Origin of the sequence: Microcystis sp. LE19-8.1F, assembly GCF_027531715.1 — a bacterium.
GTDB lineage: Bacteria > Cyanobacteriota > Cyanobacteriia > Cyanobacteriales > Microcystaceae > Microcystis > Microcystis wesenbergii_A.
In genome coordinates this window covers 1-24735 of sequence record NZ_JAPZSO010000157.1, presented here as the reverse complement: position 1 = coordinate 24735, position 24735 = coordinate 1, and the positions used below count along the sequence as shown (strand labels likewise).

The following is a 24735-nucleotide window of genomic DNA, read 5'->3' as shown; positions in this document are numbered from 1 at the left end:
AAAAGTCAAAAGGGAAGAAAAATATGTGTACCTCACTAGCTTATAGCGGTGTGCAGTCGTATTAGGTACAGTGTCACAAGCTATAAACCATGCTAGGCAAAGCTTGGTCTGTATCTCACTCAAGCGCTTACCGCTATATCTGTTTTTTCACTTTTTATTTCCCTCAAATGTCCTTGTTCAATTTTCCAGTGACGGTCAGCAATGGGGAGTAATTCCCCGGCATCGTGACTAACTACTAATAAAGTCCAGTGTTGTTTGAGACTAGCGAGAAGTTTGGCCAATTGACGACGCATAGACCAATCTAAACCGGCCGTAGGTTCATCGAGAAGTAACAGATTAGGCTGCCGGATTAACTGGACAGCGAGGGATAAACGACGCTGTTGACCCCCACTAAGATTATGGGGAGAAGTATCCAGAGGAATATTTTCTAATCCTACCTCCTTTAAGGCCGCTGTTAGGCGATCGCTTTTAATCTCCGGATGACCGAGACGCAACTCCTCAAGGATGGTTTTACCGCAAAAATGACGTTCGGGAAACTGAAAAACGATTCCTCCTAATTGTTGCAGGTGCAGCACCGTTAATTCTTGGTCGCGCCAGTGAATCGTCCCTCCTGTTTTATCGGCAAAGCCTGCTAAAATTTCCAAAAGAGTCGTTTTTCCAGAACCACTGGGGCCGACAATTAGACCTAATTCTTGGGGGGCTAATTCGAGATTAATCCCCTGTAAAATGGGATTGAGGGCAGCGGGAGGATGATAAACCACATCTTTGAGATAAAGCATTGACAAGAAAATAACTGGAAATTAAGTCTAGAAACTCGTTTCTATTGTGACAGATTTTTTCATTCGCTCAAGGAGACTTTTGACCATGGTGCTGAGGTTAGGTTTAACGAAAAAAATGGCGATCGGTGCTTCGCTGGCTGTTATGGTAGTGGTTAACTGGATTGGTCCCGGTTTAGCCGGAGATCCTTTCCGCAAAACCAATCCCCGACCGATTGGTGATAAGACCGAGGCCGCTTTTAACGCTATTTTTAAACAAGGTAACTATCTAGAGGCAAAAAAATTAATTGTTGAGGCCACAGAAAAGGAACCCCAAGAACCTTTGTCCCATGCTATGCGGGCCTCTCTTGCTTTTACCGACCAGGATTGGAACACCCTAAAAACCTACTCCGAGAAAACTAAGGAAGCGGCCAAACAAATACAGGGCAGCGACCCTTTAAGGGGAAATTTGTATCTAGCGGTGGGCAGTTTTTTAGAGGGAACCTACGTTTTTCAAACCGAAGGGGCAGTATCAGCTATCCCCAGATTACAAGAGGTGTTTCAGTATTTGGAAACTGCGGAAAAGGTTAATCCTACGGATCCGGAATTGAACCTGTTAAAGGGTTATATGGATTTGATTTTAGCGGTTAATCTGCCCTTTTCTAGTCCCCAAGAGGCAATTGAAAGGCTAGAAACCTACGGAAGTCCCGATTACTTGGTCGATCGAGGTATCGCTCTAGCTTACCGGGATTTAAAGCAGTACGATCAGGCTTTGCGGTTTATCGATAACGCTCTGAAAGCAACCCCCGATAATCCAGAATTAATGTATCTGAAGGGTCAAATCCTGAGAATTCAAGGCAATACGGATAAAAATACTGGCTCTTTGAAACTGGCATTAGATTACTTTAATAATGCCCTGAAAAAACAGGAACAACTCCCCGAATCGGTCAAAAAACAGTTAAATCGCGAACACCGTAAGGTACAGGAGGAGATTAAATCCCTAGAAAGCACGGCTAGTCGTTGAAAAATGCCTATTATCAGTTATCAGCTTCTGAAGGCAAGAGGCAAGAGGCAAGAGGCAAGAGGCAAGGGGCAAATTTTGCCAAAACAGAAAATCTCCTCTTATGGTATATAAAGTAAAGGATTATTAAGCTTCGCGGAAGTTTATTAATTAAAGTTAAAAATATATTGACAAAAAAATTGGCTTGTGGTAGGGAGCAGAATTTAGCCAAACCTCCTAGCTGATTTCTTGTCAAGGGTTAACCTAAGTGTAATTGGAGATTTCATGACGGCAACGACGGATAAATTGCATGGGGAGTTGATCACCTCGATCGAGCCAGACTTTAAACTGAAAGATATTATTAAAAGCATTCCCAAAGAATATTTCCAGAAAGACCAGGTTAAAGCTTGGTTGGGAGTGATTGCGAATATTTTGGCGGTCATTGCCGGTTATGCGATGCTAGTTTATTCTCCCTGGTATTTACTGCCTTTAGCTTGGATTTTCACGGGTACAGCCTTAACGGGATTTTTTGTGATCGCCCATGATTGCGGTCATCGGTCTTTTTCTAATCGACGCTGGGTTAATGATCTTGTCGGTCATATTTTCCTCTTACCGCTTATCTATCCCTTCCACTGCTGGCGTTTCCTGCACGATCGCCATCATGCTAAAACTAACATGGTAACTATAGATAATGCTTGGGATCCGTGGGAATTAGAAGCTTTTAACTCGGCCAATCCCTTAGTGCGTCTCTTTTATCGTGGCATCCGCGGACGTTTCTGGTGGCTTGGTTCGATCGCCCACTGGGCTATTCTACACTTCAACATCGAACAATTCAAAGAGAACGAACGGGAAAAAGCCCGCTTTTCGATGATTGTAGTTCTGGTTTTTGCCGCTATTTTTTTCCCAACCCTAATTTTCTACACTGGTGTCTGGGGATTGGTTAAATTTTGGGTGGTACCTTGGTTTGTCTATCATTTTTGGATGAGTACCTTTACCCTTGTCCATCACACGGATCCTGATATTCAATTTTACTATCCCGAAGAGTGGAATCAAGCTTTAGCGCAACTAGAAGGGACAGTTCACTGTAGCTATCCCCGTTGGGTAGAAATTCTCTGTCACGATATTAATGTCCATATCCCCCATCACATCTCGACGGCGATTCCTTCCTATAACCTCCGCAAAGTTCACGCTAGTCTCAAAGAAAATTGGGGTAGTCACCTAAAAGAAACCAAGTTTTCTTGGGCATTAATGCAGCGAATCGTTGATTATTGCCATATTTTCGACTCCGAAACCGCCTACAAAACCTTTAAGGAAAGCCGCGGTTAAATCAGTCATCAGTTATCAGTTATCAGTGGGTAAGTTGTCAGTGATCAGATTTGAGTTTTAAGTGACAGTATTAAATCGAAGTTTCCTACTGTCTTTTGACTGATTGCTGATTATTGTTTACTGGCCACTGATGACTGATTACTGTTTACTGATCACTGAAAAAAGAATACCAGAAACCGCGTTTGCCACTGGGCATAACTGTTAACCAATTGGTTTTTGCTAGGGCGATTTGTTCTTGAGTTACTTGGGCATCAGAGAGATTAGCCCCGCAAAGATTAGCACCTTTGAGATGAGCGTAGCGAAGATGGGCTCCGGTGAGATTAGCCCCGCGTAAATCGGCACCTTGGAGGTCTGCATAAGCGAGATAGGCATTATCTAAATTGGTATTTTTGAGAATAGCTTGACTGAGATCAGCCCGGCCAAGATCCGCATTAGACAGATCTGCCCTTTGTAAATTAGTTCCTGTTAATTTGCATTGATAGAAATTTACCCCCAAAAGTTTTGCTTTAGCCAGATTGAGATTCGCTAATTCCTCTTGGGCAAAATTGCGCTGGCCGTTATTGTAAGCATCGAGAATCGCTTTTTCATCTAAGGGGGGTTTTTTCTTCAGTAAGGTTATATGTATGGTGCCGCGGGCTTTACTCCTACCTCCCAGCATATTATCTGAAGAGACAACTGGATTTTTGGCGGGCAATTTGGAACCTAGAGGGGCAGCAACGGAGGGATTGGCTATCAGACCTGAATCTTGTGGTCGTTTCGGGGAAGTAACCACTGGAGCTGCGATTAAACTTTGGGCTAGACTATCGGCATAAGCAATCATGTCTAAAGCATTCATTACCTCTTGGGCGGATTTGTAGCGATGACGGACAGAGAATTCCAGCATTGTTTTCAGGACTTTAGCAAACTGGGGACTCACCTTGATGAATTTTTCCCAGAGTAATTCACCTGTATTGACATCAACTTCCATATCTTTAGGAGAGCTGCCCGTGAGTAGATAGAGACAGGTAACTCCCACCGCATAGATATCACTAGCATAGACGGGACGCATGGCCATCTGTTCAGGAGGGGCAAAACCTTCGGTCCCCAAGGCAAAATTAGTGAAAGCGGTTTGAGAGTTGGTGTGAGCAATCATAGTGTTAACTTGATTTGTAACCGCCCCAAAGTCAATTAGAACCAATTTTCGGTCCGTTTGCCGACGAATTAGGTTAGCGGGTTTGATATCCCGATGAATTACCTTTTGTTCGTGGATATATTTCAAAATCGGCAAAAGTTCGCTTAAAAACTGTTTGACTCCCGCTTCGCTAAAGGGACCGCGTTTTTTTACCTCTTCGTAAAGGTTATCACCGTCAACGTATTCTTGAACTAGATAAAACTGTTGATTATCTTCAAAATAGTTTAATAATCGGGTAACCTGTGGATGAATCCCGACTTTAGCCAAGGTTTCCGCTTCTCGCTCGAACAGTTTTTTGGCCATGGTAAAAACCTTAGGATCGTTAGTGGAAGGTCGCAGTTGTTTGACCACACATATTGGGTTACCCGGTAGGGACAGATCCGATGCAGCAAAAGTTGCCCCAAACCCTCCTTTCCCTAAAATGCCCAGGATTCGATAGCGCTCGTGCAGAAGAAGTTTTGAACCGCAATTCTCGCAGATTAACGCTGTAGGAGCGTTTTTCGGTTGAGAACAGGAGGGATTAACGCAGTAGATCATTGAGAGTCACCAATTGACCTTATGGGGGGTTTTCATTCCTATAGCGGCAAGCATTTAGCCCTTCGCTATCGGCAAATTTTTGCTCTATCTCCCTTTTTGGTTTTGGGAGGTGTTTTAACCTCAAAGCATCGTGCCATAACTTTTAGAATCGGAAGACTGGTAATGGGAGAATTGCCAATCTTGATTCCTCAATCTCAACACAGGGAAAAACTGTGATCTCAAACGATGTCAATATGCGATCGCTAGTTCTACCAGTCTTTATCTAGTCTATGATTCCCTAAAATTGCCGAAAATTAACAGGGAGTGGCTTGAAAGGAAAAACTAAACAAAGAGAGACTAAAAGGAGGCATCTCATGGTTGTGACTTTCTCTCACCTATAGGTGAGCAGCAGAAGTTGTTAAAAGAGGGCGAGTGCAATTTGCCCCTACAATAATATTAATGCGCCAATGGTAGGAGCGCACGGACTGCGTCCAAAATGTAATAGACCTCTGGCAAAAATCAAAAATCTTCGGTTAGGTGAGGAGTCAGTAGTCAGTAGTCAGTAGTCAGGAGAATTAAGAATGAGCATTAATCAATTAAATGGTCTATTCACAGATTTTAGGCAATTTTATGTCTATTTTTCTCATTTTTGCCCTCTCAAAAATTAATTATGCAAGAACTCTAATATATATATTTCTCCACAATTGAGATGCACCCGAGACTAAAGTAAAAATTCGCCTATTGCCTGTTCTTTGGTCTCTGATTACTGGTTACTGGTCACTCGACCGAATCTAAGACCTAATTGGTTAAGCTAAAAGCTTTGATGTGCTTAGTTTCTAACCTTCTTTTTAGGTAGGAGAATTGTCAGATTCTGTCTTTTGCACGAGTGCCTGTTGCCTCTTGCCTTCAGAAGCTGATAACTGTCTCCTATCCCCTAATCACTTTCTCACTTTCATCAAAGCGGCCCGGGCCTGTTCGCGGTCATCGAAATGGATTTTTTCCGTCCCCAAAATTTGATAGTCTTCGTGACCTTTACCCGCAATAATTACTCCGTCTCCCGGTTGCGCTGCTTGAATGGCCGTGTCAATGGCCAAAGCGCGATCGCTAATTACCTGTACGGTAATTTCTGGGGGAATGCCAGCGATAATATCCTCAAGGATTCGTTCGGGAGCTTCTGTGCGGGGATTATCGGAGGTAACTATGGCTAAATCTGCTAATTCTGCCGCTATTTTCCCCATTAACGGCCGTTTTGTCCGATCTCGATCACCGCCACAACCAAAAACACAAATCATCCGACCGGAAATAAAGGGCCGGGAAGCTTTTAAAACATTCTCTAAACTGTCGGGAGTATGGGCATAATCGACAATGACGCTGATATCTTGGTCGGGAGCGGTGCTAACCCGTTCCATCCGCCCCGGTACTCCTGAAAACTGGGGAATTTGGGCGATTACTGTCTCTAAATCTACACCACATTCTAACACTGCCGCCACCGCCGCCAAGAGGTTAGCTAGATTATATTGACCCACTAGAGGAGAAGCAAAGGCTATTTCCCCTTGGGGAGTCACCATCACCCCTTCCACTCCCGTGGGTTGATAGTGTAAATCCTTAGTATAAAAATCGGCACTAGGATCGGACACACTATAGGTTAAAACCTGTTGGGGAGAGAGGGAGGCCGCTAAACGTTGACCATATTCATCATCAAGGTTAATAATCGCCTTACCTTGCAGATAATCGGGACTAAATAATTTAGCTTTAGCGGCAAAATAATCTTCCATATCGAGGTGATAATCGAGATGGTCTCTGGTGAGATTGGTAAACACCGTCACGGGAAAAGTACAACCCTGTACCCGTCCCTGGGCTAGTGCATGGGAACTAACTTCCATGACGGCGATTTCATTGCCGGCGTTCACCGCTTTGGCTAAACTGGCTTGTAACTCGTTAGCGAAAGGGGTGGTATGATTAGCGGTTTCTTGGAATCCTTGCCAACGGGTGTAAAGAGTCCCGAATAACGCGGTGGCAATCCCCGCTTGGCTGAGAAAATATTCAATTAAATGGGTGGTGGTGGTTTTGCCGTTGGTTCCCGTCACACCGATTAATTTTAGGGTAAGGGCCGGATAATGATAGAATTTAGCAGCGATCGCACTAGCGGCAGTAACTAAATCTTCCACAACCATTACGCAAGCATCCTCCGGGGGGGGAAATTTAGCGGCGGCTGCTGGGGAGATAAGCGCCGCTACGGCCCCGCTTTCCAAAGCAGAACGCCAAAATTCGCCCCCATCGACGCGAGTACCGGGTAAACCGATAAATAAATCTCCCGGTTGACAAGCATGGGAATTGGTGGAAATTCCTGTAATCTCGGTAATAGAAGCGATAGGAGAAGAAATCGGGGAAACCAGAGGGATAGTTGTTAAAAGTTCTTGTAGTTTCATAGTCAGGATTGAATCTAGGGATTGCTGCTTTTAGATTAGCCGATTATCAAAGAGGTTCCTAGGCCGAAGTGGGGGTGTGGGGTGTGGGGTGTGGGGTGTGGGGTGTAGGGTGTAGGGTGTAGGGTGTAGGGTGTAGGGTGTGGGGTGTGGGGAGAATAAAGCTGCCTTTTGCCTATTGCCTATTGCCTATTGCCTCCTGATATCTGCGATAAGCTAAAAAAAACAAGGCTATAGCTTGTCAACTGTTGACGATTTTCTGCTGACGATTTTCGGGATATTTATATGCAATTCGTCGATTTTCTGGCTCTCATTCATCCTGTCCTAGGGATAGTGGTCGTTTTCCCCATTATTGGCCTCGTAGTTAACTTTGCTTGGCAAACCCGTCAACGTCGCCTAGAAACCAACGCGGCAAATAAAAGTAAAATTCCCCCAGTGGTCGGGCCGGAACATCTACGCTTAGGCCGCTGGTTAACGGGTACAGTGGTAGGGGTTAACCTTTTAGCACTAGCTTACTCGGTGGTTTACGGTTTTAATGGTTTTGTCGATAAACAAAAAGAGGGAAAATTAGACTCCTTTCAGGTCATTTTTGTGATTTTGATGTTTTTTGTCACCATTGCCTCTTTGGTCTGTCTCTACCGCGCTAGACAAGGCCTCTGGCGCGGAATTTTTGCCACCTTGACCGGCATCGGTTTAATTATTATCGGTTCTCAGGATGGGGTCTGGCGACTCTCGGCCCAATGGTACTGGTCCCACTACTATATCGGCATGGCCGCATCATTACTGATGATTTTCTCTCTGGCCATTGTCGAAGATATCTATAAAGACCGTTCCCATCGTTGGCGCATCGCCCATACAATTCTCAATTGTATTGCTCTGGCTCTCTTTCTGGGACAAGCGATGACCGGTTCGAGGGATTTGCTAGAAATTCCCCTCAGTTGGCAAAAACCGGCAATTTATCGCTGTGATTTCACCAATAAAACCTGTCCTGAACCGAAATCCCAAACCCCTCTCATCAACCCGATAAGTAAAAAAAAGGATGGACTGAATCCACCCTTTCTCTATTCAAGTTTTTTAGGGACTGGGAGAGGGTGAAGCAGTCGCGAAATCAATTACACTCAGAGGCACCAGGAGCGGTATCGATGGGTTCCTCACACCAATTGGCAATCCCATCAAGTCGGGGCAAATTTTTTGAGGGATTGGGCTGCAGGTTTCTGATTAATTCAGTCCATTCTACCCCTTGGGTCACAGCCACAGTATTGTTAGGTGAGGCACAGCCTGAATTTTTGCCCCAATTTTTACCCCAGGCAGCACCGACGAAAGCACCGGTACCGGTTTTACCGAGGGAATAGTTAGGAGCAAAGATAAACGCTTCTAGTCTTTCGCTGCCTCTCAGACAAATTTCCGGATCGGGGGTACCTCCAATAAGATTGCCAGCTTCTCCATAGGCATAAATTTGTAGATTGCCCGGTTTACAAACCGTGGGTGGGCTAACGCTGCTGCAGTCGTGTTTGATGGCACCGTTAATATTACCCATAACATGGAAAACTACCCGTTTTCCCGGCGTAATGGTAATCTGATCGCTACCACTCAAGTTGATATCATAAACGATATACTCGTACGCTCCTCTGGGAGATTCGGTGTCTCCCAGTCTGGGAAAAGTTTCAGGACTGGTAAGTTCTAGGTTTCGCTGCCCTTCGGGAAAGTCAGTTTCCTTGAGCGTCTCCCGTGGGGGAAAAGTGTCACGGAAAAATTGCGCTTTGTAGGGGGTATTGGGTGCAGGTGTGGGCTGTTGAATTTTGTCCCTGCTAATAGAACATTCTATATCTTTCTCCGTGTTGGGGTCTCCTATCACCACATCCCCTTCAAATTTAGCACCATCTTCCGGGGCTCCCTCACTTATCCACAAAGCCGGGGCCGTGGTGCGATCGAATGCGAGGGGAAGAGAAGGAAGAATCGGGATACTTACCACCACACGGTTACGGGAGGCGGCATTATCGCCACTATCTCTATTGATATCAATCTTAGTTAGGTCTGTTTCGGCACTTTTGCGAGAACGTCCTTCCAGGGTGAGAACTCCCAAACCCACAATATTAATGGCTTCAGATTTGTTAAAGTTGTATCCAACCACGCGATAATAACGATTATCATTCAACTGAAACCACTGACCACTAGCTAAATCTCTTAATCCTGGACTTGCTGATCGTTGTTCTTTGGGTGCGAGGATTTTGTTGGCAATTTCGTTGTCACGACTGGAATTACCACAGGCGGTGGTAATGTTTAATCTTGTTAAATCTTCTCGTAAAGGGGTACCGGTAGAAGGTACTTGGACGGTCTGCCAACAGTCGCCGGAAGTACACTCACTATTAACCGTCGCCATAACTCGAACGCTATTGAGTAAATCCCGTACACGCGCCACCCCAATTTCGGAACTTCTTAAACCATCAGCCCTGGCGTTTTGGGCAATTACTTTCGATTGGTCTGCTTGGGCGCGCATCATCATAGTCATTCCTGTTCCCATCAGGATGAGTCCAATTAACACGGCAAGAGGCAAGGCAAACCCTTTTTCCTTATTAGCCATCAGGTGAAGGCCTAAACGATTTTTCATAAGCCTGTTTATCTAAGAATGATTACTCTTACTATAATACTGTCAAGTTTTAGTCAAGTGACAACTGTGATCTAGCCTTTCTCGTCAAGGTGAAGTACAGGATAATCTTTGCTAATTAACTATTTCAGCGGCAAGAACGAACCTCATCTATCTGAGAAACGCTGTAAACAGCCGGTAGTTGTTCGCTAAGTATTTTCGACTTTTGACTTAACTAAAGGTTTTTCGATTCAAAAATGCTCGCCGAATTAAGCCTATTCCCCGACAAAAGCTGATAATTAACAACCAAAGTGATTGTAATTCTCCCGCCGTATTTTTCAGGGGCCAGCGCTGGGGACGACAGAATAGAAAAGTAATTAGTTTTCTCTGCTCTGATAGGGTAAGTGGCTGGAATTTAAGGGTTGCTTGCCAGATTTTTCCTCGTTTTTCTAGATTGACTAGATGAGCCGATAAGCGCAAATCTTCGCCTAAAATATCTAGGAGCAATTTTTCTGAGTAGATGGGTTCCCTCAGGTTAATTTCTGCTCCTATTTCTGAAAGTTTTTTCAGATTGCCCTCTATAATTATATCCGATTCTGTGATCAAGTTAACGGGAGATTCCAGTGCTTGGTATTGAGTTTCTAGGGTGAGGGGAGCTTCCAATAAAGCCACTAAAGCAGTCATGATAATCACCACGTTATATATAGCCAAAATCAAGCCAAAATTTAGGGGACTTGCTTGATAATTGTGATGATTTAAATTAAAGAAAATACTAATTAAGGTAATGGTGAGAAAAAAGAGCAATGGGTAGGATAAACGCCAATTATATTGATAATTTTGGCGAGCAATTCCCTTGGGTGTCACCTGAAATCCTTTGTCAAAGGGTTTCCAAAGAACATGGAGAACTGTTAGGGCTGTAGGTACACAAATAATCATCGATAGTACCTCAGAAAAAATAATAGAGCGCGAGCGAGAATTTAACCAGTGATAAGTGGCTAACTGAATCATCATGTAGGGTAAAAAGATATAGATTGTCTCATCGATGGTAATGTTCAAAGGTACGATATAACCAAAGGTATAAAGGAGAGGAATAAGCAGAGAAAATAAACGAGCTAAGGGAGAAAACCAAGATAAAAGTCCTTCTAAGTGTGCCAATCTTTGGGGTATGGTTAGTCCCGCAATTTTCAGGGGATTAGCTTTGATAAAAAAGGCCTGTAAAGTTCCCCTTGCCCAGCGCAATCTTTGCCGTAAATAAGCTGATAAACTTTCGGCAGATAAACCAGCGCTGAGTTTTTCATTTAAGTAAATAACTTCATAACCTTTCGCTGAGATAGCAATCCCAGTGAAATAGTCTTCACTAATAGATTCTATATTAAAGTAGTCCACTTCCTCTAATGCTTTTCTTCTGACAATAAAAGAAGTGCCAGCACAGACAGGACTACCTACCCCATCTTTAGCTGGTTGGATATGACGATAAAATAATTCTTCGTCGGGAGTAACGAGATTTTCTAAGCCTAAGTTATGGGCGATAGGATCGGCGTTATAAAAGCTTTGGGGAGTTTGCACTAAGGCAATTTTAGGGTTTTGAAACCAGCCAACAGTTCTTTCTAGAAAGTTCCGACAAGGGATAAAATCTGCGTCAAAAACTACCACCAATTCCCCTTGGGTTTGTCTGAGAGCATGGTTTAAATTACCTGCTTTAGCGTTTTTTCTATCCTGACGAGTCAGATAATGACAATTTAATTTTTCTGCCAATTCATAAATTTCTGACCTCTGGGTATCATCGAGAATATAAATATTTTTATGAGGATAATTAAGGGCTTGACAACCGATAATAGTTCTTTTTAAGATGAAGGCTGGCTCATTATAGGTAGGAATCAGGATATCTACCGTGGGCAAATACTGTTTATTGCTCACCGCTTGGCTATAAAAATCAGCTTCTTTGCGTCTATCTTTCGTGGTTAAGACTAAGACTAACTGAATCATGCTACTACTTAAAACTATCATCTCAAGGCCTAAAAGGAGTAAACTAAAAAAGCCATTGAGAGGGGTGGAGAGATTTAAGGTTTCCAGAATTCTCCAGAGTAGATAGCGCAGGGTGATAGCTAGGGTGATAGAAATAATGACTAATCTTGACCAAACTTGCGGACGCGGAGACAAGAAAATGATTAACTGCGTAAAAATTAGCAGGATAACTGTGGGTAATAATAATTGATAGCTATTAGTAACTGTGGGAACTTTAATCCAAGCAAAGGGGTTAAAAAAATCTTCTACTAAGCCAAGGATTAATCGATAAATATTGTGTTCTGGCCAACATAATGATAAACTGACCATCATTAGCCCGCCGATCACTGCTAACATAATTAAAATAACTGATATTATCGCTAAAATCGACTTGAATAGGGAGGAATATGCTGGTTTTTGAGGGAACGGAAAGATCGATTCTCGGTTAGACATAAATCCCCTTCTGAGTAAATAAATCTAACTACATTTTACAATTCTTAACAAAAACCTGTGCATTTTTGGCAATGACAGGAGCGCTCTCCACCAAAATGCTACATTTTGTATCAAGCCGAAGATGAAACGAGCAAGAAAAAGTCTAGAAATAGTATACTTCGGTTAACCGTGAGGAAAAATTAATCTATGATCGCCGTCAAAATCGCCGTTGTTAGCGCTCTCGTTTTAGTTGTGGTCAAATTCGTCGCTTCTGCTCTAGGCAAAGGCAATATACCCCTGCTTAATCAGGCTGTCACCGTGATTTTAAGCCTTTTTATCGGTTTTGAGTTGATTCAACTGGGACAAGCGGTGATTGAAAAGATTAATTAAGGGCTAAACGGGCCAGATAGAAGCTAGTAATAGTTTTAGCATCGATCGATTCTCCCCGAGCGATCGCTGATTCCATTTCCTCAAAACTCATAAAAACCACTTCTAGATCTTCATCGGCATCTTGAGCGGGGGGCAAGCTTAATTGTTCCAGATCTCGCGCCAGAAAAGCATAGATGTATTCATCGGAATAACCCGGTGCCAGGGCAAATTTACCCAAAGATTGCCAATTGTGGGCCCGATAGCCCGCTTCTTCCTCTAATTCTCGTTTTACCGTCGTAGCGGGGTCTTCTCCTTCATCGATCGTTCCGGCGGGAAATTCCAGAATTCGAGCTTGCAAACTAAACCGATACTGACGTACTAAAACTAATTGACCTTCCTTGGTGATCGGAACTGCTAAAGCACCCCCCGGATGACGGACACATTCCCATTCTCCCTCGACACCGTTAGGTAAACGGAGTTTCGAGACTTGAAATTGAAAGACGCGACCTTGATAAAAAAGACGTTGTTGGAGAAATTGAGGCGGTTCAGACATAGAAAATTTTCAACTAGGACTTTAAGAATTAATATCAACAAATGTCACCTTTGTCACCGGTGTTAGGGAGCGGTCAGAATTATCGTCTGACGGCCAGGGAGAGATTCAGGTTATAATGGAAAATGCTGTCTTTACAGGTTAAATCTTTTTCGAGAAACCCCATGGCAAAAAAATCGATGGTAGAACGCGAGAAAAAACGCGATCGTCTCAGACAAAAATACGAAGCTAAACGGGCGGAACTAAAAGAACAATTCCGTACCGCCGAAGATTTTGAAGAAAAACTGGCAATTCACCAAAAATTACAGGAATTACCCCGCAATAGCGCCCCCAGTCGTCACCGCAACCGTTGTTTAACGACGGGCAGACCGAGAGGATACTATCGCGATTTTGGTTTATCCCGCAACGTTTTACGCGAATGGGCCCACCAAGGTCTCTTACCCGGTGTAGTCAAGTCTAGCTGGTAGTCAGAAACAAAATCCTCGGAAAAATCCTCTGATAGAGGTGTGTTGACATCTCCCCGCTTGCAAAAGACGGGGATTCTCATCGGTGAGTAGAAGCGCAGTTTCAACCCGCTTCTACTTGATGACGATCTATTTTAGGAAGCCTGTCTAATAAGCTAAGAAGGGTTTATTCTTAACCCCTGGCATAACCCGACAGAATTGTAAAAGTTAGGGTCATTAAAAAAAGCTGGGATGATCATTAAAGTAGTCCGAAGCCTGATCCTGATTTTATGGCTGTCAGTATCTCTCGTAATTGTAGGGTTGAGAAATACCCAATCTTAACCAATGAACAGAGCGAGAAGGTATGAGCAACCCTTCTCGCTTTATTATAACTAAACTAACACCTCCACAGCTTCCGGAACTACTGCCGTCGTGGTCGTGGTATTTTCTCCTAGGTAAATTCCCAAAGAACGGGCTGTTTTGACGATGAAACCATGGGGATCGACGGGATAGGCACAGCGATGCTCTTGATGACATTGTTTGATAATTTTGATCACCGGTTTCAGGGGCAGACTACGCACTTGTCCCCCGCGCCAAATCACCACGCGATCGAGTTTACCCTGTTCGATTAATTCTACGGCCTTAATGCCGAAAGCCGTCGCCAACAGTCGATCCATGGCCAAAGGAGGACGACTTCTTTGCAGGTGTCCCAAAGACATGGCCCGCACATCCATGGAATTGAGATAACAGAAGACGGGATCGGTAACGCACAAAGAGCGAGTTTTGTCAAATATTAATTTTTCTAAATAATCGGCAATATACTTCTCTTTTTGGTTATCTTCGTTTTTAACACCCTCAGAAATCACAATGAGAGCGAATTTACGACCTTGAGCGCGTAATTGTGCCAAATGACGACAACAACCGTCGATAATTTCGGGAGTGAGAGCCGGGGTTAATTCGGGAATAAAAATCGCATCGGCCCCCCCGGCAATCCCGGCATGAAGGGCTAAATGACCGGCATCTCTACCCATCACCTGCACGATCATCACCCTTTCGTGACTAGCGGCGGTAAAGGTGAGATCATACAAAGCTTGAGTGACGATATCGACGGCAGTGGTAAAACCGACTGCCCATTCCGTATAGGGAACGTCATTATCGATGGTTTTGGGAACCGCGATAATATTCCAGTTGCCTTTCTGGGCGAGATCGTAGATGATATCGATGCTCCCATCGCCCCCAACGACGATCAGGGCATCTAATCCCAGCATTTCGTATCCTTGCAGGATTTTCGTGGCAATTTCTGGGTTTTCGGGATGTCCTTTGCTCAAAGAACCCAAGACACTACCACTAAGAAACTGCAAAACGTCTAATCCTTTCAAGACCCCTGGCAGGTTATAGCCATGCTGAGTCAGGATTAAATCTTGGGGGTGATATTTTCCCTCGGCAATCTGCATAAAACCGTCGGTCCCGTAGGGAATGCCGTACACATCCCAACCCTTTAGTTTTGATGATTTCACCACGGCACGAATTACCGCATTTAACCCCGGGCAATCGCCACCACTGGTCAGAATGCCGATTTTTTTCTTTTGATTCTCGTTCATAGTTATATCCTCCTGGATTTTTTTGTCAGTTATCAGTTATCAGTTATCAGTGATCAGATGTAAGTTTTCAGTTTTCAGTTAAGTAGCTGGTTATAATTAAATTAAAAATCGATTTTAGGTTCGATCCCCCCTTAGTCCCCCTTGATAAGGGGGGTGCCGATCCCCCCTTAATCCCCCCTTGATAAGGGGGGTGCCGATCCCCCCTGCCCCCCTTGATAAGGGGGGTGGCTGATAATTTTTAACGCCTACCTACTTAAGTTTTCAGTTCACTGATTACTGATTACTGATCACTGATCACTGAAAAAAGCTTCCCACTTTTATTTGCTGGTGGTTTGAAAACGTTTCCAAACAGGTTCGTAACTTTGCAGAGCTTTCATATACTGTACCCGTTCAAAAGCAGTGGGATCCGGGCAATTCATTTGACTCATACTGCCAATTAACTGCTCGATCGATTCGTATTCATTTTCTTCCAACCAATGCAATAAACCCTGTTCGATCTTGGTAATTTCCTCCAAACCGTGGCGTAATAAAACACTAACTAACATAGTAGCTTTTGCCCCCACCATCATCATTTTGATCACGTCGATGGCGTTATGAATGCCACTGGTAGCGGCAAAATCCGTCGGTACACGACCATAAAGCATGGCAATCCAGCGCAGGGGTAAACGCATTGCTTGGGGATTACTGAGGATAATATTGGGGTGAACATCTAAGGTGTCTAAGTCGATATCTGGCTGATAGAAACGGTTAAATAATACCAACCCATCGGCCCCCGCTTCCGCTAATTGTTTAGCCATATTGGCCGTATTGCTAAAGTAGGGACTTAACTTCATCGAGACGGGAATCGATACCTCCGATTTGACAATTTTGAGGATATCAATATAGTTTTGTTCGACGTGATTTCCGGTTAATTCCAGGTCGTTGGGAACATAATAAACATTCAACTCCAAAGCATCAGCGCCCGCTTGTTGAATTTGAATGGCATACTCCAACCATCCCCCAGAGGTCTCACCGTTGAGACTGGCAATAATGGGAATATCGACCATTTCTTTGGCTTTGCGAATATGGTTGAGATATTCGTCGGAACCAACGTGAAAAACCTCCGGTTCGGGAAAATAAGTCAAAGCTTCCGCAAAACTCTCGGCTCCGTGGGTAAAATGATGGTGTAGAGCCAGTCTTTCCTGTTTAATCTGCTCCTCGAAAAAGGAGTGTAAAACCACGGCAGCGGCCCCAAAGTCTTCCATTCTCTTGATATTGTCGATATCCTCGCTCAAGGGTGCGGCCGCACCGATGACTAACGGCGATCGCAATTGCAAACCCATGTAGGTAGTGTGTAGATTCATAACTATTCGTTGCTCCCTGTACCTTTTGCTGCTAAATACTGATACATTTGCCAGCGCGTATCCACATCTGCTTGTGCTTCTTTGAGCAGACGTTTAGCTTCCTCCGGCTTACTGGTGGCCAACATCTTAAAGCGATTCTCCGAGTAGAGAGTTTGCGCTACGGTAAGCTTAGGCGCACGGCTGTCCAATTGTAGGGGATTTTTGCCTTCTTTAGCTAAATCGGGATGATAACGGTACATTAACCAGCGACCACTTTCCACCACTTCTTTTTGATGGTTCATGGCGGTGGTCATGTTGATCCCGTGAGCAATACAGTGAGAATAGGCGATAATTAACGATGGCCCGTTGTAAGCTTCCGCTTCTAGGAAAGCTTTGATAGTTTGCTCGTTTTTTGCCCCCATAGCCACGCTGGCCACATAGACGTTACCGTAGGTCATGGCCATTAAACCGAGGTCTTTTTTCGGTCCTGGTTTGCCACCAGAAGCAAATTTAGCTACGGCGGCGCGAGGAGTAGCTTTCGAGGCCTGGCCGCCCGTATTCGAGTAAACTTCCGTATCCATGACCAAAATATTCACATTGCGACCACTGGCTAAAACGTGATCTAAACCACCATAACCGATGTCGTAGGCCCAACCGTCACCCCCGACAATCCAGACGCTTTTCTTGACCAGATAATCGGCCACGGATAACAACATTTTCACCTGCGTGGTCGGGGTTAATTGCCCTAAACGGGATTTTAGGTCCTCTACCCGATGCCGTTGTTCGTAAATTTCCGCTTCATCCACTTGGTGACAATTGAGAATATCTGCCGCTAGACTTTCTCCGATTTCACTAGCGAGGGTTCCTAAGAGTTCTGCGGCAAATTCTGCCTGTTTATCGATGGAAACTCGGAATCCTAAGCCAAATTCGGCATTATCTTCAAAGAGGGAATTCGACCAGGCCGGCCCGCGACCTTCGGCGTTAACTGCCCAGGGCGTTGTCGGTAAATTACCTCCGTAGATAGATGAACAACCGGTGGCATTAGCCACTATCATGCGATCGCCAAATAGCTGACTGACTAATTTAACGTAGGGAGTCTCACCACAACCGGCACAAGCGCCGGAAAACTCAAAGAGAGGTTCCTGCATTTGCTGATGGTTAATTTTATTGAGATTTAAGCTTAATCGGTCTGGATTAGGCAAATTAAGGAAGAAATCCCAGTTAACTCGTTCCTGTTCTCGCAGGGGCAATTGGGGAGCCATATTAATCGCTCTTAGACGCGGTTGCGATTTGTTTTTAGCGGGGCAAACATCAACGCAGAGACCGCAACCGGTACAATCTTCGGCGGCCACTTGGATGGTGAATTTTAGCCCTTTCCAGTCGTGATCCTTGGCATTAGCGACTTTAAAGGTTTCCGGGGCCGTGGCTAATTCGGCCTCATCATAGACTTTCGAGCGAATAACGGCGTGGGGACAAACAAGAACGCATTTACCGCATTGAACACAGACATCCGCATCCCAAACGGGGATTTCTTGGGCAATATTGCGTTTTTCCCATTGGCTAGTGGCGGTGGGATAGGTCCCATCGTTGGGAAGGGCGCTAACGGGCAATTCATCCCCGTGACGGGCGATAATTTTGCCGAGGACTTCTTGGACGAAAGTGGGTGCGTTGTCGGGAATCGGTGGTCTTAATTCAAAAGCTTCAGGGGTGACAGTGGCGGGAATTGGGACTTGATAGAGGTGTTCTAGGGCAGAATCCACAGCTTTGATGTTCATCTGCACGATTTCTTCGCCTTTCTTGCCGTAGGTCTTGCGGATGGCTTTTTTGATTTGTGCGATCGCGTCTTCCCGAGACAAAACTCCCGCTAGGGCAAAGAAACACACCTGCATAACGGTATTAATCCGGCTGCCCATCCCCGCTTCTTTGGCCACTTGAGTGGCATTAATCGTATAAACTTGCAGATTTTTGTCGATGATAGTTTGCTGGAGATGGCGGGGTAAGTGACTAAACACCTCCTCCGGTGGATAGGGACTATTCAGGAGAAAAATTGAGTTCGATTTAGCGGTTTCTAGCAGGTCAAATTGTTCGATAAATTCCCACTGATGACAGGCGATAAAGTTAGCATCGGTGATTAAATAGGTAGAGCGAATCGGATGGGGGCCAAAGCGTAGGTGAGAAACGGTGACAGACCCAGATTTTTTGGAATCGTAAACGAAATAACCCTGGGCATAATTATCAGTATCTTCACCGATAATTTTAATTGAATTTTTGTTAGCTCCCACCGTACCATCGGAACCTAAACCGTAGAAAACCGCCCGCACTACTTCGTCCGGTTCAGTGGAAAAACTGCGGTCATATTCCAGACTGGAAAAGGTGAGATCATCAACGATCCCAATAGTGAAGTGATTTTTCGGTTTGTCGAGACTTAAGTTATCAAATATACCGGCAACCATGGCCGGAGTAAATTCTTTGGAAGATAAACCGTAGCGTCCTCCCACAATTTTCGGCAGCTTGCCTTCGTACTCTTCCATAAAGGCATTTACCACGTCTAAATATAGCGGATCGCCCCCGGCACCGGGTTCTTTACAGCGATCTAAAACGGCTATTTTTTTCACCGTGGCTGGCAAAGCTGCCAGTAATTTTTCGGCGGCAAAGGGACGATAGAGACGAACTTTTAAAACCCCAACTTTCGCCCCATTTTGATTGAGATAATCCACGGTTTCATGGACGGCTTCCGCTCCCGATCCCATTAACATAATCACTCTTTCGGCATCGGGCGCACCGTGGTATTCATAGAGATGGTATTGCCGTCCTGTTAATTGGGCAAAACGATCCATAATTTTTTGAGTGATATCGGGACAAGCATAATAGAAAGGATTGACGCTTTCCCTTGCCTGGAAATAAACATCGGGATTTTGTGCCGTGCCTCGTAACACTGGTCGATCGGGAGTTAAAGCCCTTTGACGATGGGCAATAATTAGATCTTCATCGATCAGTTCTTTGAGAGTTTCATCGCTAATTAATTCGACTTTTTGCACCTCATGACTGGTACGAAAACCATCAAAAAAGTGCAGAAAAGGAATCCGCGTTTCTAGGGTGGTAGCTGTGGCAATAGCCGCCAGATCTTGAGCTTCTTGAACGGAATTAGCCGCTAACATAGCCCAACCCGTACTTCTGGCAGACATGACATCACTATGATCCCCAAAAATTGACAACCCTTGGGCTGCTAAAGCACGGGCTGCCACATGGACCACTGAAGAGGTTAATTCCCCCGCAATTTTGTAGAAGTTAGGGAGCATTAATAATAATCCCTGGGAGGAAGTGAAAGTAGTAGTTAAAGAGCCTGTTTGTAGCGCTCCGTGCAGGGTTCCCGCTGCCCCACCTTCGCTCTGCATTTCGATTACGGAAGGGATGGTTCCCCAGAGATTAGCTCTGCGTTCAGCTGCCCAACTATCGGACCATTCACCCATAGGCGAGGAGGGAGTGATAGGATAAATAGCGATTACTTCACTGAGACGATAGGCAACGCGCGCAACGGCTTCGTTACCGTCTATGGTTGCATAGGTTTTTTTGGTCATGTGTTCCCCTTAGTTTTTACGATATTTGTCGGGATTTTAAGTTTTTTTACGGCTCAATTTCGCACTAAATATCCTCTCGTTTCCCTGACAACCGAAGGATTTTCTTTGAGCGTCGCTTTTGACTCCCTATCTACTATTGGACGCTTACGGCAGACAGGCTTAAGTAGAGCAATTTTTCTGTCTCCACCTCGATCATTATCCAGATTCTCGGCTTTCTAGCAATTCGTTATTTTTTCTTAATACGCTGCTGAGTTTGCCAGCAACCGATACTGGGATTAATTAATGTTGAGAATTGATATATAAGTAGTTGGACAAAAGTAAAGTTAACTGTGGGTGGGGTAAGGAGTCAGGAGTCAGGAGTCAGGAGTCAGGAGTCAGGAGTCAGGAAGAATTGCGGCAATTTACATTTCTTAAGATAGACAACAGAATTTATGTCCGACTACTTAAAAATTAATAATACTTTTTTTAAAAAAGTGCTAGGTCAGAAGATAAGCTGTTGACTATCTAAATTACTCGTTAAGACTGTCTATGAGAAGGGAGAAGGAATTATGAATTATTAATTATGAAGTGGGGAGAAGGGAGAATACATAAAAGCTGTCTCGGAGTCTCGGAGTCTCCTGTCTCCTATCTCCTAACCGACCAGGACAATTTTTGATTTTTGCCAGCGGTCTCAATAACCAGTTGATTTAGTCGGCCGATGAAGTTAAGATGTACTAGGTTGAACACAAATGAACTAAAGTACAAATTATCTTACACGCAAGGATAGGAAAATAGATCATGACTAACCTCGAATCCCTTACTCAAGCGCAACAGGAGTTGTACGACTGGCTAATTGAGTACATTCGCACTACACAACACGCCCCTTCTATCCGGCAAATGATGCGAGCGATGAATTTACGCTCTCCCGCACCGATTCAAAGCCGTTTAGAACGTTTACGGGCCAAAGGCTATATTGATTGGACAGAAGGAAAAGCACGCACCCTGCGGATTCTCAAACAACCAGTGCAAGGTTTACCGGTTCTAGGCGTGATCGCTGCTGGTGGTTTAGTGGAACCCTTCACCGATGAGGAAGAAAAACTCGATCTTTCTAACCTGTTGCAACGCAGTCAAGACTGTTATGCCCTGCGCGTTTCCGGAGACAGTATGATCGAGGATCATATTGCCGATGGGGATCTAGTGATTATGCGTTCTCTGACGGGTAATGAAGCGGTGTCCAATGGGGAAATCGTCGCCGCCAGAGTCGAAGGCCACGGCACTACTTTAAAACGTTTCTACCAAGAAGGAGAAATCATCACTCTGCAACCCTCCAATCAAAAATATCAACCAATTACAGCCAATACTGAACAAGTACAGGTGCAAGGGGTTTTGGTTGGTGTTTGGCGCGGTTATTAGCCAAAACTGGGGCGCACTTAAGCGCCCCGATAATTTTTCCTCTCCTTGGCTCCAGGAAAAGAATCGGGTTGGCAGACTAGGATAATATAAGGGTTTTAGCCTATCCCGAACTCAGGTGTCTTAACTTTTATGCCCAAAAAACAGAAATATCCCCATCTCTTGGGGTCAAAATGGACGGCAAAACAAAAAACATGGGGCTGGCGACATTTTCAAGTGGTCAATCGTCAAAATCGCGGTCAATGGGTTTTTGCCGAATTAGTCGCTTCCTGCGATCCGACTGTCCGCTTCTGGATTAATGCTAAACAGTTGCAAGATGCGAATCTCTGGCAATCAGGTTGGCAAACCCTAACGGAAATGAACCAACCCGACAGCGCCGACGAGATTATTGTTAATTAGGGTTTGCTGAAAAAGCTTTTCGGTGGTGGCAGGGTGTGGGGTGTGGGGTGTGGGGTGTGGGGTTTTACCAGTTTTGAGGTGGTCAACTACCTAATTTTCAGGGAAAAAGTACCTGAATTTTCCCCCGATCCCCGCAATGGCTGGCACTTTTTGAGGGGAAAAAAGTCCAAAAGTCTTATCCAACAAGGTTTTTAGATTTATTCAGCAGACCCTAATTAAGTAGGTAGGCGTTAAAAATTATCAGATGCCCCCCTTATTAAGGGGGGATTAAGGGGGGATCGAACCTAAAATCAATTTTTAATTTAATTATAACCAGCTACTTAAATGCAGAACAGCCTATTGCTGTTCCATAAAAGTCCGCACCGTACCATCGGAACCAAGCACCAGACGCAATTGGGGATTACCGGGGATATCGAGGGGAGAAACGAAAGGTTGATTGAGCAGGGGCATATTAGTGCGATCGAGATAGATTTTCGCCGCCTGTCCCAGGGGAATAATCTGTTTTAGGGAACCATCCTGATTTAAGACCAAACGGTACTCTAGAGTATGCTTGAGACTTTCCGGCGGTTGCCAACGGGATTGAAAATATTCTCTGGTTTCTGCCACTTGGGGAATTGTATCTAGTAAATTCGTCTCTGGGGCTTTAGCAGTGCTTGTGGGCGGTTTAGGGTTTAAATTGACATTTTCGGGGTTAATAGGGCTTATAGGCGGTAAATCTGGCAATTTTGGCGGTGCTGGAGTCGGATTCATCGTGGTGGGGGGAACATTTGCCAGTGCATTTGTACCCTGATCACCGGTGACGGGGGGGGCAGTAATCGGGATTTTCTGATTATCCGGTTCAATTACGATCGCCGTACCGCCGGGACGCGAACCTGTGACTGGTGGCGGCGGTAAAGTGGACGGCGGAATCACTAGGGGGACGCTAGAGGGGCGCACTGGGACTGGAACGGTTGCCACGGGCGGCGGTGGCGGTAAAGGGGTTTTATTGCCCAAATTTGCCGGTAACTGCGGGTTGGGGGCGGCCGTTCCCGTCGGGGGTAAAGGCAGCGTTGGCAAGGGTTGGGGAATCTTGGCACTATTGGGATCGGTGCTTAAATCATTGTTGACCGCCTCTTGCTGTTGATAAAATGCGATCGCTATTCCCCCGATAGTTATTAGGGCCGAAGCGATTAATCCCGTCCAGATCAGGACATTTTTTCGAGTTTTCTGGCGAATTAATGGGGGTATTAGGGGGATTTCATGGTTATATTCCCCTAAAGCATTGGCTAGATCGAATAATTGCGATGTGGTTAATTCGATCTCCTGTTGATCCTGATCGGTTAGCAGGGAACCTAAAAATAATTGATGCTGGAGAAGTCCCTGACAACGGAGAGAAGGCAAGGAGGGGAGATGACTTTCGGGGGAACCACTAGCCACGAAAGAGAGGGTAGAAACGGGACTAGAGAGTAAATTCTGCACATAATTAGCGACAATTTCCCCTAGGAGTTGTAATTGTGTGCGATCGCCTTTGATCGTCACCTGTTTTTCCTCACTCAATCTAGGATCATCAAAGCGCAATTGAAAGTGGGCATCGTTTAAGACATTTTTACCCAGCCAAACCGCTAGGGGCGAACTATTTCCCCAAATTTCTAGGGTACAGGTGGGGGGTGTATATTTGCGAATTAGATTACTCATTTTTAGTTATCGGTGGGAATTATAAATTAAGTAGTCGTGCAAAATTAATTTCCTAGTGAAGATAGGCAAGAGGCAAGAGGCAAGAGGCAAGCGGCAAGCGGCAAGAGGCAAAAGGCAAGAGGCAAGAGGCAAGAGGTGGTTAGATATGTGTAATTAATTTTGCTTAGGTACTTATAAATTATGAATTATGAATTATGAATTATGAACTGGGAAGCTTTTTTTTCAGTGTTGCCAAAGGCACGGCGTAGCCGTCCAGTAAACAGTAAACAGTGAACTGAAAACTTACATCTGAAAACTTACATCTGATAACTTATATCTGATAACTGATAACTGATAACTGATAACTGATAACTGATAACTGATAGCCTTTTTACTTTTTACTTGCCAAAAGGGTGTGCCAGAGAAGGAGATGACTGCGGGGGCTGCTGTAGAACAATAAATCGATTAATAATTTCCAGGCTAGGGAAGTCAGGCTAGAATCGCTGAGATTATTTTCCGATATTTCTGGGTATTTTAAGCGAAAATTATCGATATAATTGCCCAAAAGCGTGGTTTTGACCGGTTCTTCTCCTTGAGTCCCCACTTGTTCCAAAAGAATTACAGCGCGACGGATTAACTCTTGCTTTTTTTGGGCTAGATGACAGAGGAGGAGAACTAGAGAACGGATGTCCGCTAGGGAGAGGTTTGACTGGGGTTGCCAGTAGTAGGCAACTAGGCGATCGCTTGTATCCGCATCTAAGGCTAATTCCTGGGCTGCTTGGGTGATAGACTCAGAGTCTAAATTAGCTAGAGAGACTAAAGATGCCAAAATCAGGTTTAAATAGCTATTAATACTCTCTAACTGCTCGTTACTGGGTGAGATAGCTAGGGGTAAATCCTCACCCGTGGAGGACTCGGCAGACTGAGGCATAGTCAAGGACATAGATAATAAGGAATTGCCAGCAGAAAAACTTGGGTTTAGGAGAAAAAATCACTGGTTCTAAAGTGTCATCGCCAATTTTGGCTCTGAAACCCCGTTCTCAAAGGACGGCTTTACTATGAAATACTAGCGCATTTACACGATATATGCTAGAATGTGAGATATGGAGAAAGCCTATTCGTTTCGATTTTACCCCACAGCAGAACAAGAGTCGCTATTGCGGCGCACCTTGGGCTGTGTAAGATTAGTTTACAATAAAGCTCTCCATCTCAGAACA

19 protein-coding genes and 1 pseudogene are annotated in these 24735 nt (G+C 44.7%); 9 read left to right on the top strand and 11 right to left on the bottom strand.

Annotated elements, in window-relative coordinates; genetic code table 11:
• Positions 1–119: 119 nt before the first annotated feature.
• Positions 120–779: an ABC transporter ATP-binding protein gene (locus O9334_RS15360; RefSeq protein WP_288000945.1), complete on the bottom strand. Its 660-nt coding sequence runs from the start codon at positions 777–779 to the stop codon at positions 120–122.
• Between the two features lie 85 nt (positions 780–864).
• On the opposite strand from O9334_RS15360, the gene O9334_RS15355 reads away from it, so the two are divergent.
• On the top strand, positions 865–1779 hold the full coding sequence (locus tag O9334_RS15355) for a Sll0314/Alr1548 family TPR repeat-containing protein (RefSeq protein WP_288000944.1): 915 nt from the start codon (positions 865–867) through the stop codon (positions 1777–1779).
• Between the two features lie 261 nt (positions 1780–2040).
• On the top strand, positions 2041–3081 hold the full coding sequence (locus O9334_RS15350; RefSeq protein WP_045358823.1) for a fatty acid desaturase: 1041 nt from the start codon (positions 2041–2043) through the stop codon (positions 3079–3081).
• A gap of 145 nt (positions 3082–3226) precedes the next feature.
• Here the strand turns inward: O9334_RS15350 and O9334_RS15345 are convergent, their stop codons facing one another.
• Positions 3227–4789, bottom strand: coding sequence for a serine/threonine-protein kinase (locus O9334_RS15345; RefSeq protein ID WP_045358825.1), 1563 nt, complete (start codon positions 4787–4789; stop codon positions 3227–3229).
• A 917-nt stretch (positions 4790–5706) separates the two neighbouring features.
• Positions 5707–7197 (bottom strand): UDP-N-acetylmuramoyl-L-alanyl-D-glutamate--2,6-diaminopimelate ligase, encoded by a 1491-nt coding sequence (locus O9334_RS15340; RefSeq protein ID WP_190380876.1) that lies wholly within the window; start codon positions 7195–7197, stop codon positions 5707–5709.
• A gap of 282 nt (positions 7198–7479) precedes the next feature.
• On the opposite strand from O9334_RS15340, the pseudogene O9334_RS15335 reads away from it, so the two are divergent.
• Positions 7480–8223, top strand: a pseudogene (locus O9334_RS15335) (DUF4079 domain-containing protein); the annotation flags it as partial.
• Positions 8224–8302: 79 nt separating this feature from the next.
• Here O9334_RS15335 and O9334_RS15330 read toward each other — a convergent pair.
• Together O9334_RS15330 and O9334_RS15325 are read right to left on the bottom strand one after the other, a co-directional pair.
• Positions 8303–9802, bottom strand: coding sequence for a hypothetical protein (locus tag O9334_RS15330; RefSeq protein ID WP_353737854.1), 1500 nt, complete (start codon positions 9800–9802; stop codon positions 8303–8305).
• A gap of 207 nt (positions 9803–10009) precedes the next feature.
• Entirely contained in the window at positions 10010–12235 is a 2226-nt protein-coding gene (locus tag O9334_RS15325) for a glycosyltransferase (protein ID WP_353737853.1), read from the bottom strand.
• A gap of 186 nt (positions 12236–12421) precedes the next feature.
• Between O9334_RS15325 and O9334_RS15320 the strand changes: the two genes are divergently transcribed.
• On the top strand, positions 12422–12604 hold the full coding sequence (locus O9334_RS15320) for a hypothetical protein (RefSeq protein ID WP_002759616.1): 183 nt from the start codon (positions 12422–12424) through the stop codon (positions 12602–12604).
• Here the strand turns inward: O9334_RS15320 and O9334_RS15315 are convergent.
• Positions 12597–13136, bottom strand: coding sequence for an NUDIX hydrolase (locus tag O9334_RS15315; RefSeq protein ID WP_045358832.1), 540 nt, complete (start codon positions 13134–13136; stop codon positions 12597–12599). The genes O9334_RS15320 and O9334_RS15315 overlap by 8 nt on opposite strands.
• Positions 13137–13297: 161 nt before the next feature.
• Here O9334_RS15315 and rpsN point away from each other — a divergent pair, with 161 nt between their 5' ends.
• Complete coding sequence (rpsN, locus tag O9334_RS15310; RefSeq protein WP_045358860.1) at positions 13298–13600, top strand: 30S ribosomal protein S14; 303 nt, start codon at positions 13298–13300, stop codon at positions 13598–13600.
• A gap of 368 nt (positions 13601–13968) precedes the next feature.
• Here the strand turns inward: rpsN and O9334_RS15305 are convergent, their stop codons facing one another.
• The 3 genes from O9334_RS15305 to nifJ form a co-directional block, all read right to left on the bottom strand.
• Entirely contained in the window at positions 13969–15177 is a 1209-nt protein-coding gene (locus tag O9334_RS15305; protein WP_288000939.1) for an ATP-dependent 6-phosphofructokinase, read from the bottom strand.
• Positions 15178–15494: 317 nt separating this feature from the next.
• The gene (locus O9334_RS15300) at positions 15495–16520 is read right to left on the bottom strand and encodes a dihydroorotate dehydrogenase-like protein (RefSeq protein WP_150977401.1); all 1026 of its coding nucleotides are present in this window, start codon (positions 16518–16520) and stop codon (positions 15495–15497) included.
• A gap of 2 nt (positions 16521–16522) precedes the next feature.
• Positions 16523–20077, bottom strand: a complete 3555-nt coding sequence (gene nifJ, locus O9334_RS15295; protein ID WP_288000935.1) for a pyruvate:ferredoxin (flavodoxin) oxidoreductase — start codon at positions 20075–20077, stop codon at positions 16523–16525.
• 777 nt (positions 20078–20854) lie between these two features.
• Here nifJ and lexA point away from each other — a divergent pair.
• The 3 genes from lexA (at position 20855) to O9334_RS15280 (ending at position 22060) form a co-directional block, all read left to right on the top strand.
• Positions 20855–21469, top strand: coding sequence for a transcriptional repressor LexA (gene lexA / locus O9334_RS15290; RefSeq protein WP_045358838.1), 615 nt, complete (start codon positions 20855–20857; stop codon positions 21467–21469).
• Between the two features lie 129 nt (positions 21470–21598).
• Entirely contained in the window at positions 21599–21865 is a 267-nt protein-coding gene (locus O9334_RS15285; protein ID WP_002737176.1) for a TIGR02450 family Trp-rich protein, read from the top strand.
• A gap of 3 nt (positions 21866–21868) precedes the next feature.
• Entirely contained in the window at positions 21869–22060 is a 192-nt protein-coding gene (locus O9334_RS15280; protein ID WP_012266639.1) for a hypothetical protein, read from the top strand.
• A gap of 141 nt (positions 22061–22201) precedes the next feature.
• Here O9334_RS15280 and O9334_RS15275 read toward each other — a convergent pair whose 3' ends face one another.
• Both O9334_RS15275 and O9334_RS15270 read right to left on the bottom strand, forming a co-directional pair.
• Positions 22202–23539 carry a DUF4335 domain-containing protein gene (locus tag O9334_RS15275; protein ID WP_288000932.1) on the bottom strand — a complete coding sequence of 446 codons (1338 nt, stop codon included), beginning with the start codon at positions 23537–23539 and terminating at the stop codon, positions 22202–22204.
• 370 nt (positions 23540–23909) lie between these two features.
• Positions 23910–24449, bottom strand: coding sequence for a DUF3038 domain-containing protein (locus tag O9334_RS15270; protein ID WP_190381747.1), 540 nt, complete (start codon positions 24447–24449; stop codon positions 23910–23912).
• Between the two features lie 172 nt (positions 24450–24621).
• On the opposite strand from O9334_RS15270, the gene O9334_RS15265 reads away from it, so the two are divergent.
• Positions 24622–24735: helix-turn-helix domain-containing protein (locus O9334_RS15265; RefSeq protein WP_288000881.1), on the top strand; the 114-nt coding region annotated here is incomplete at its 3' end.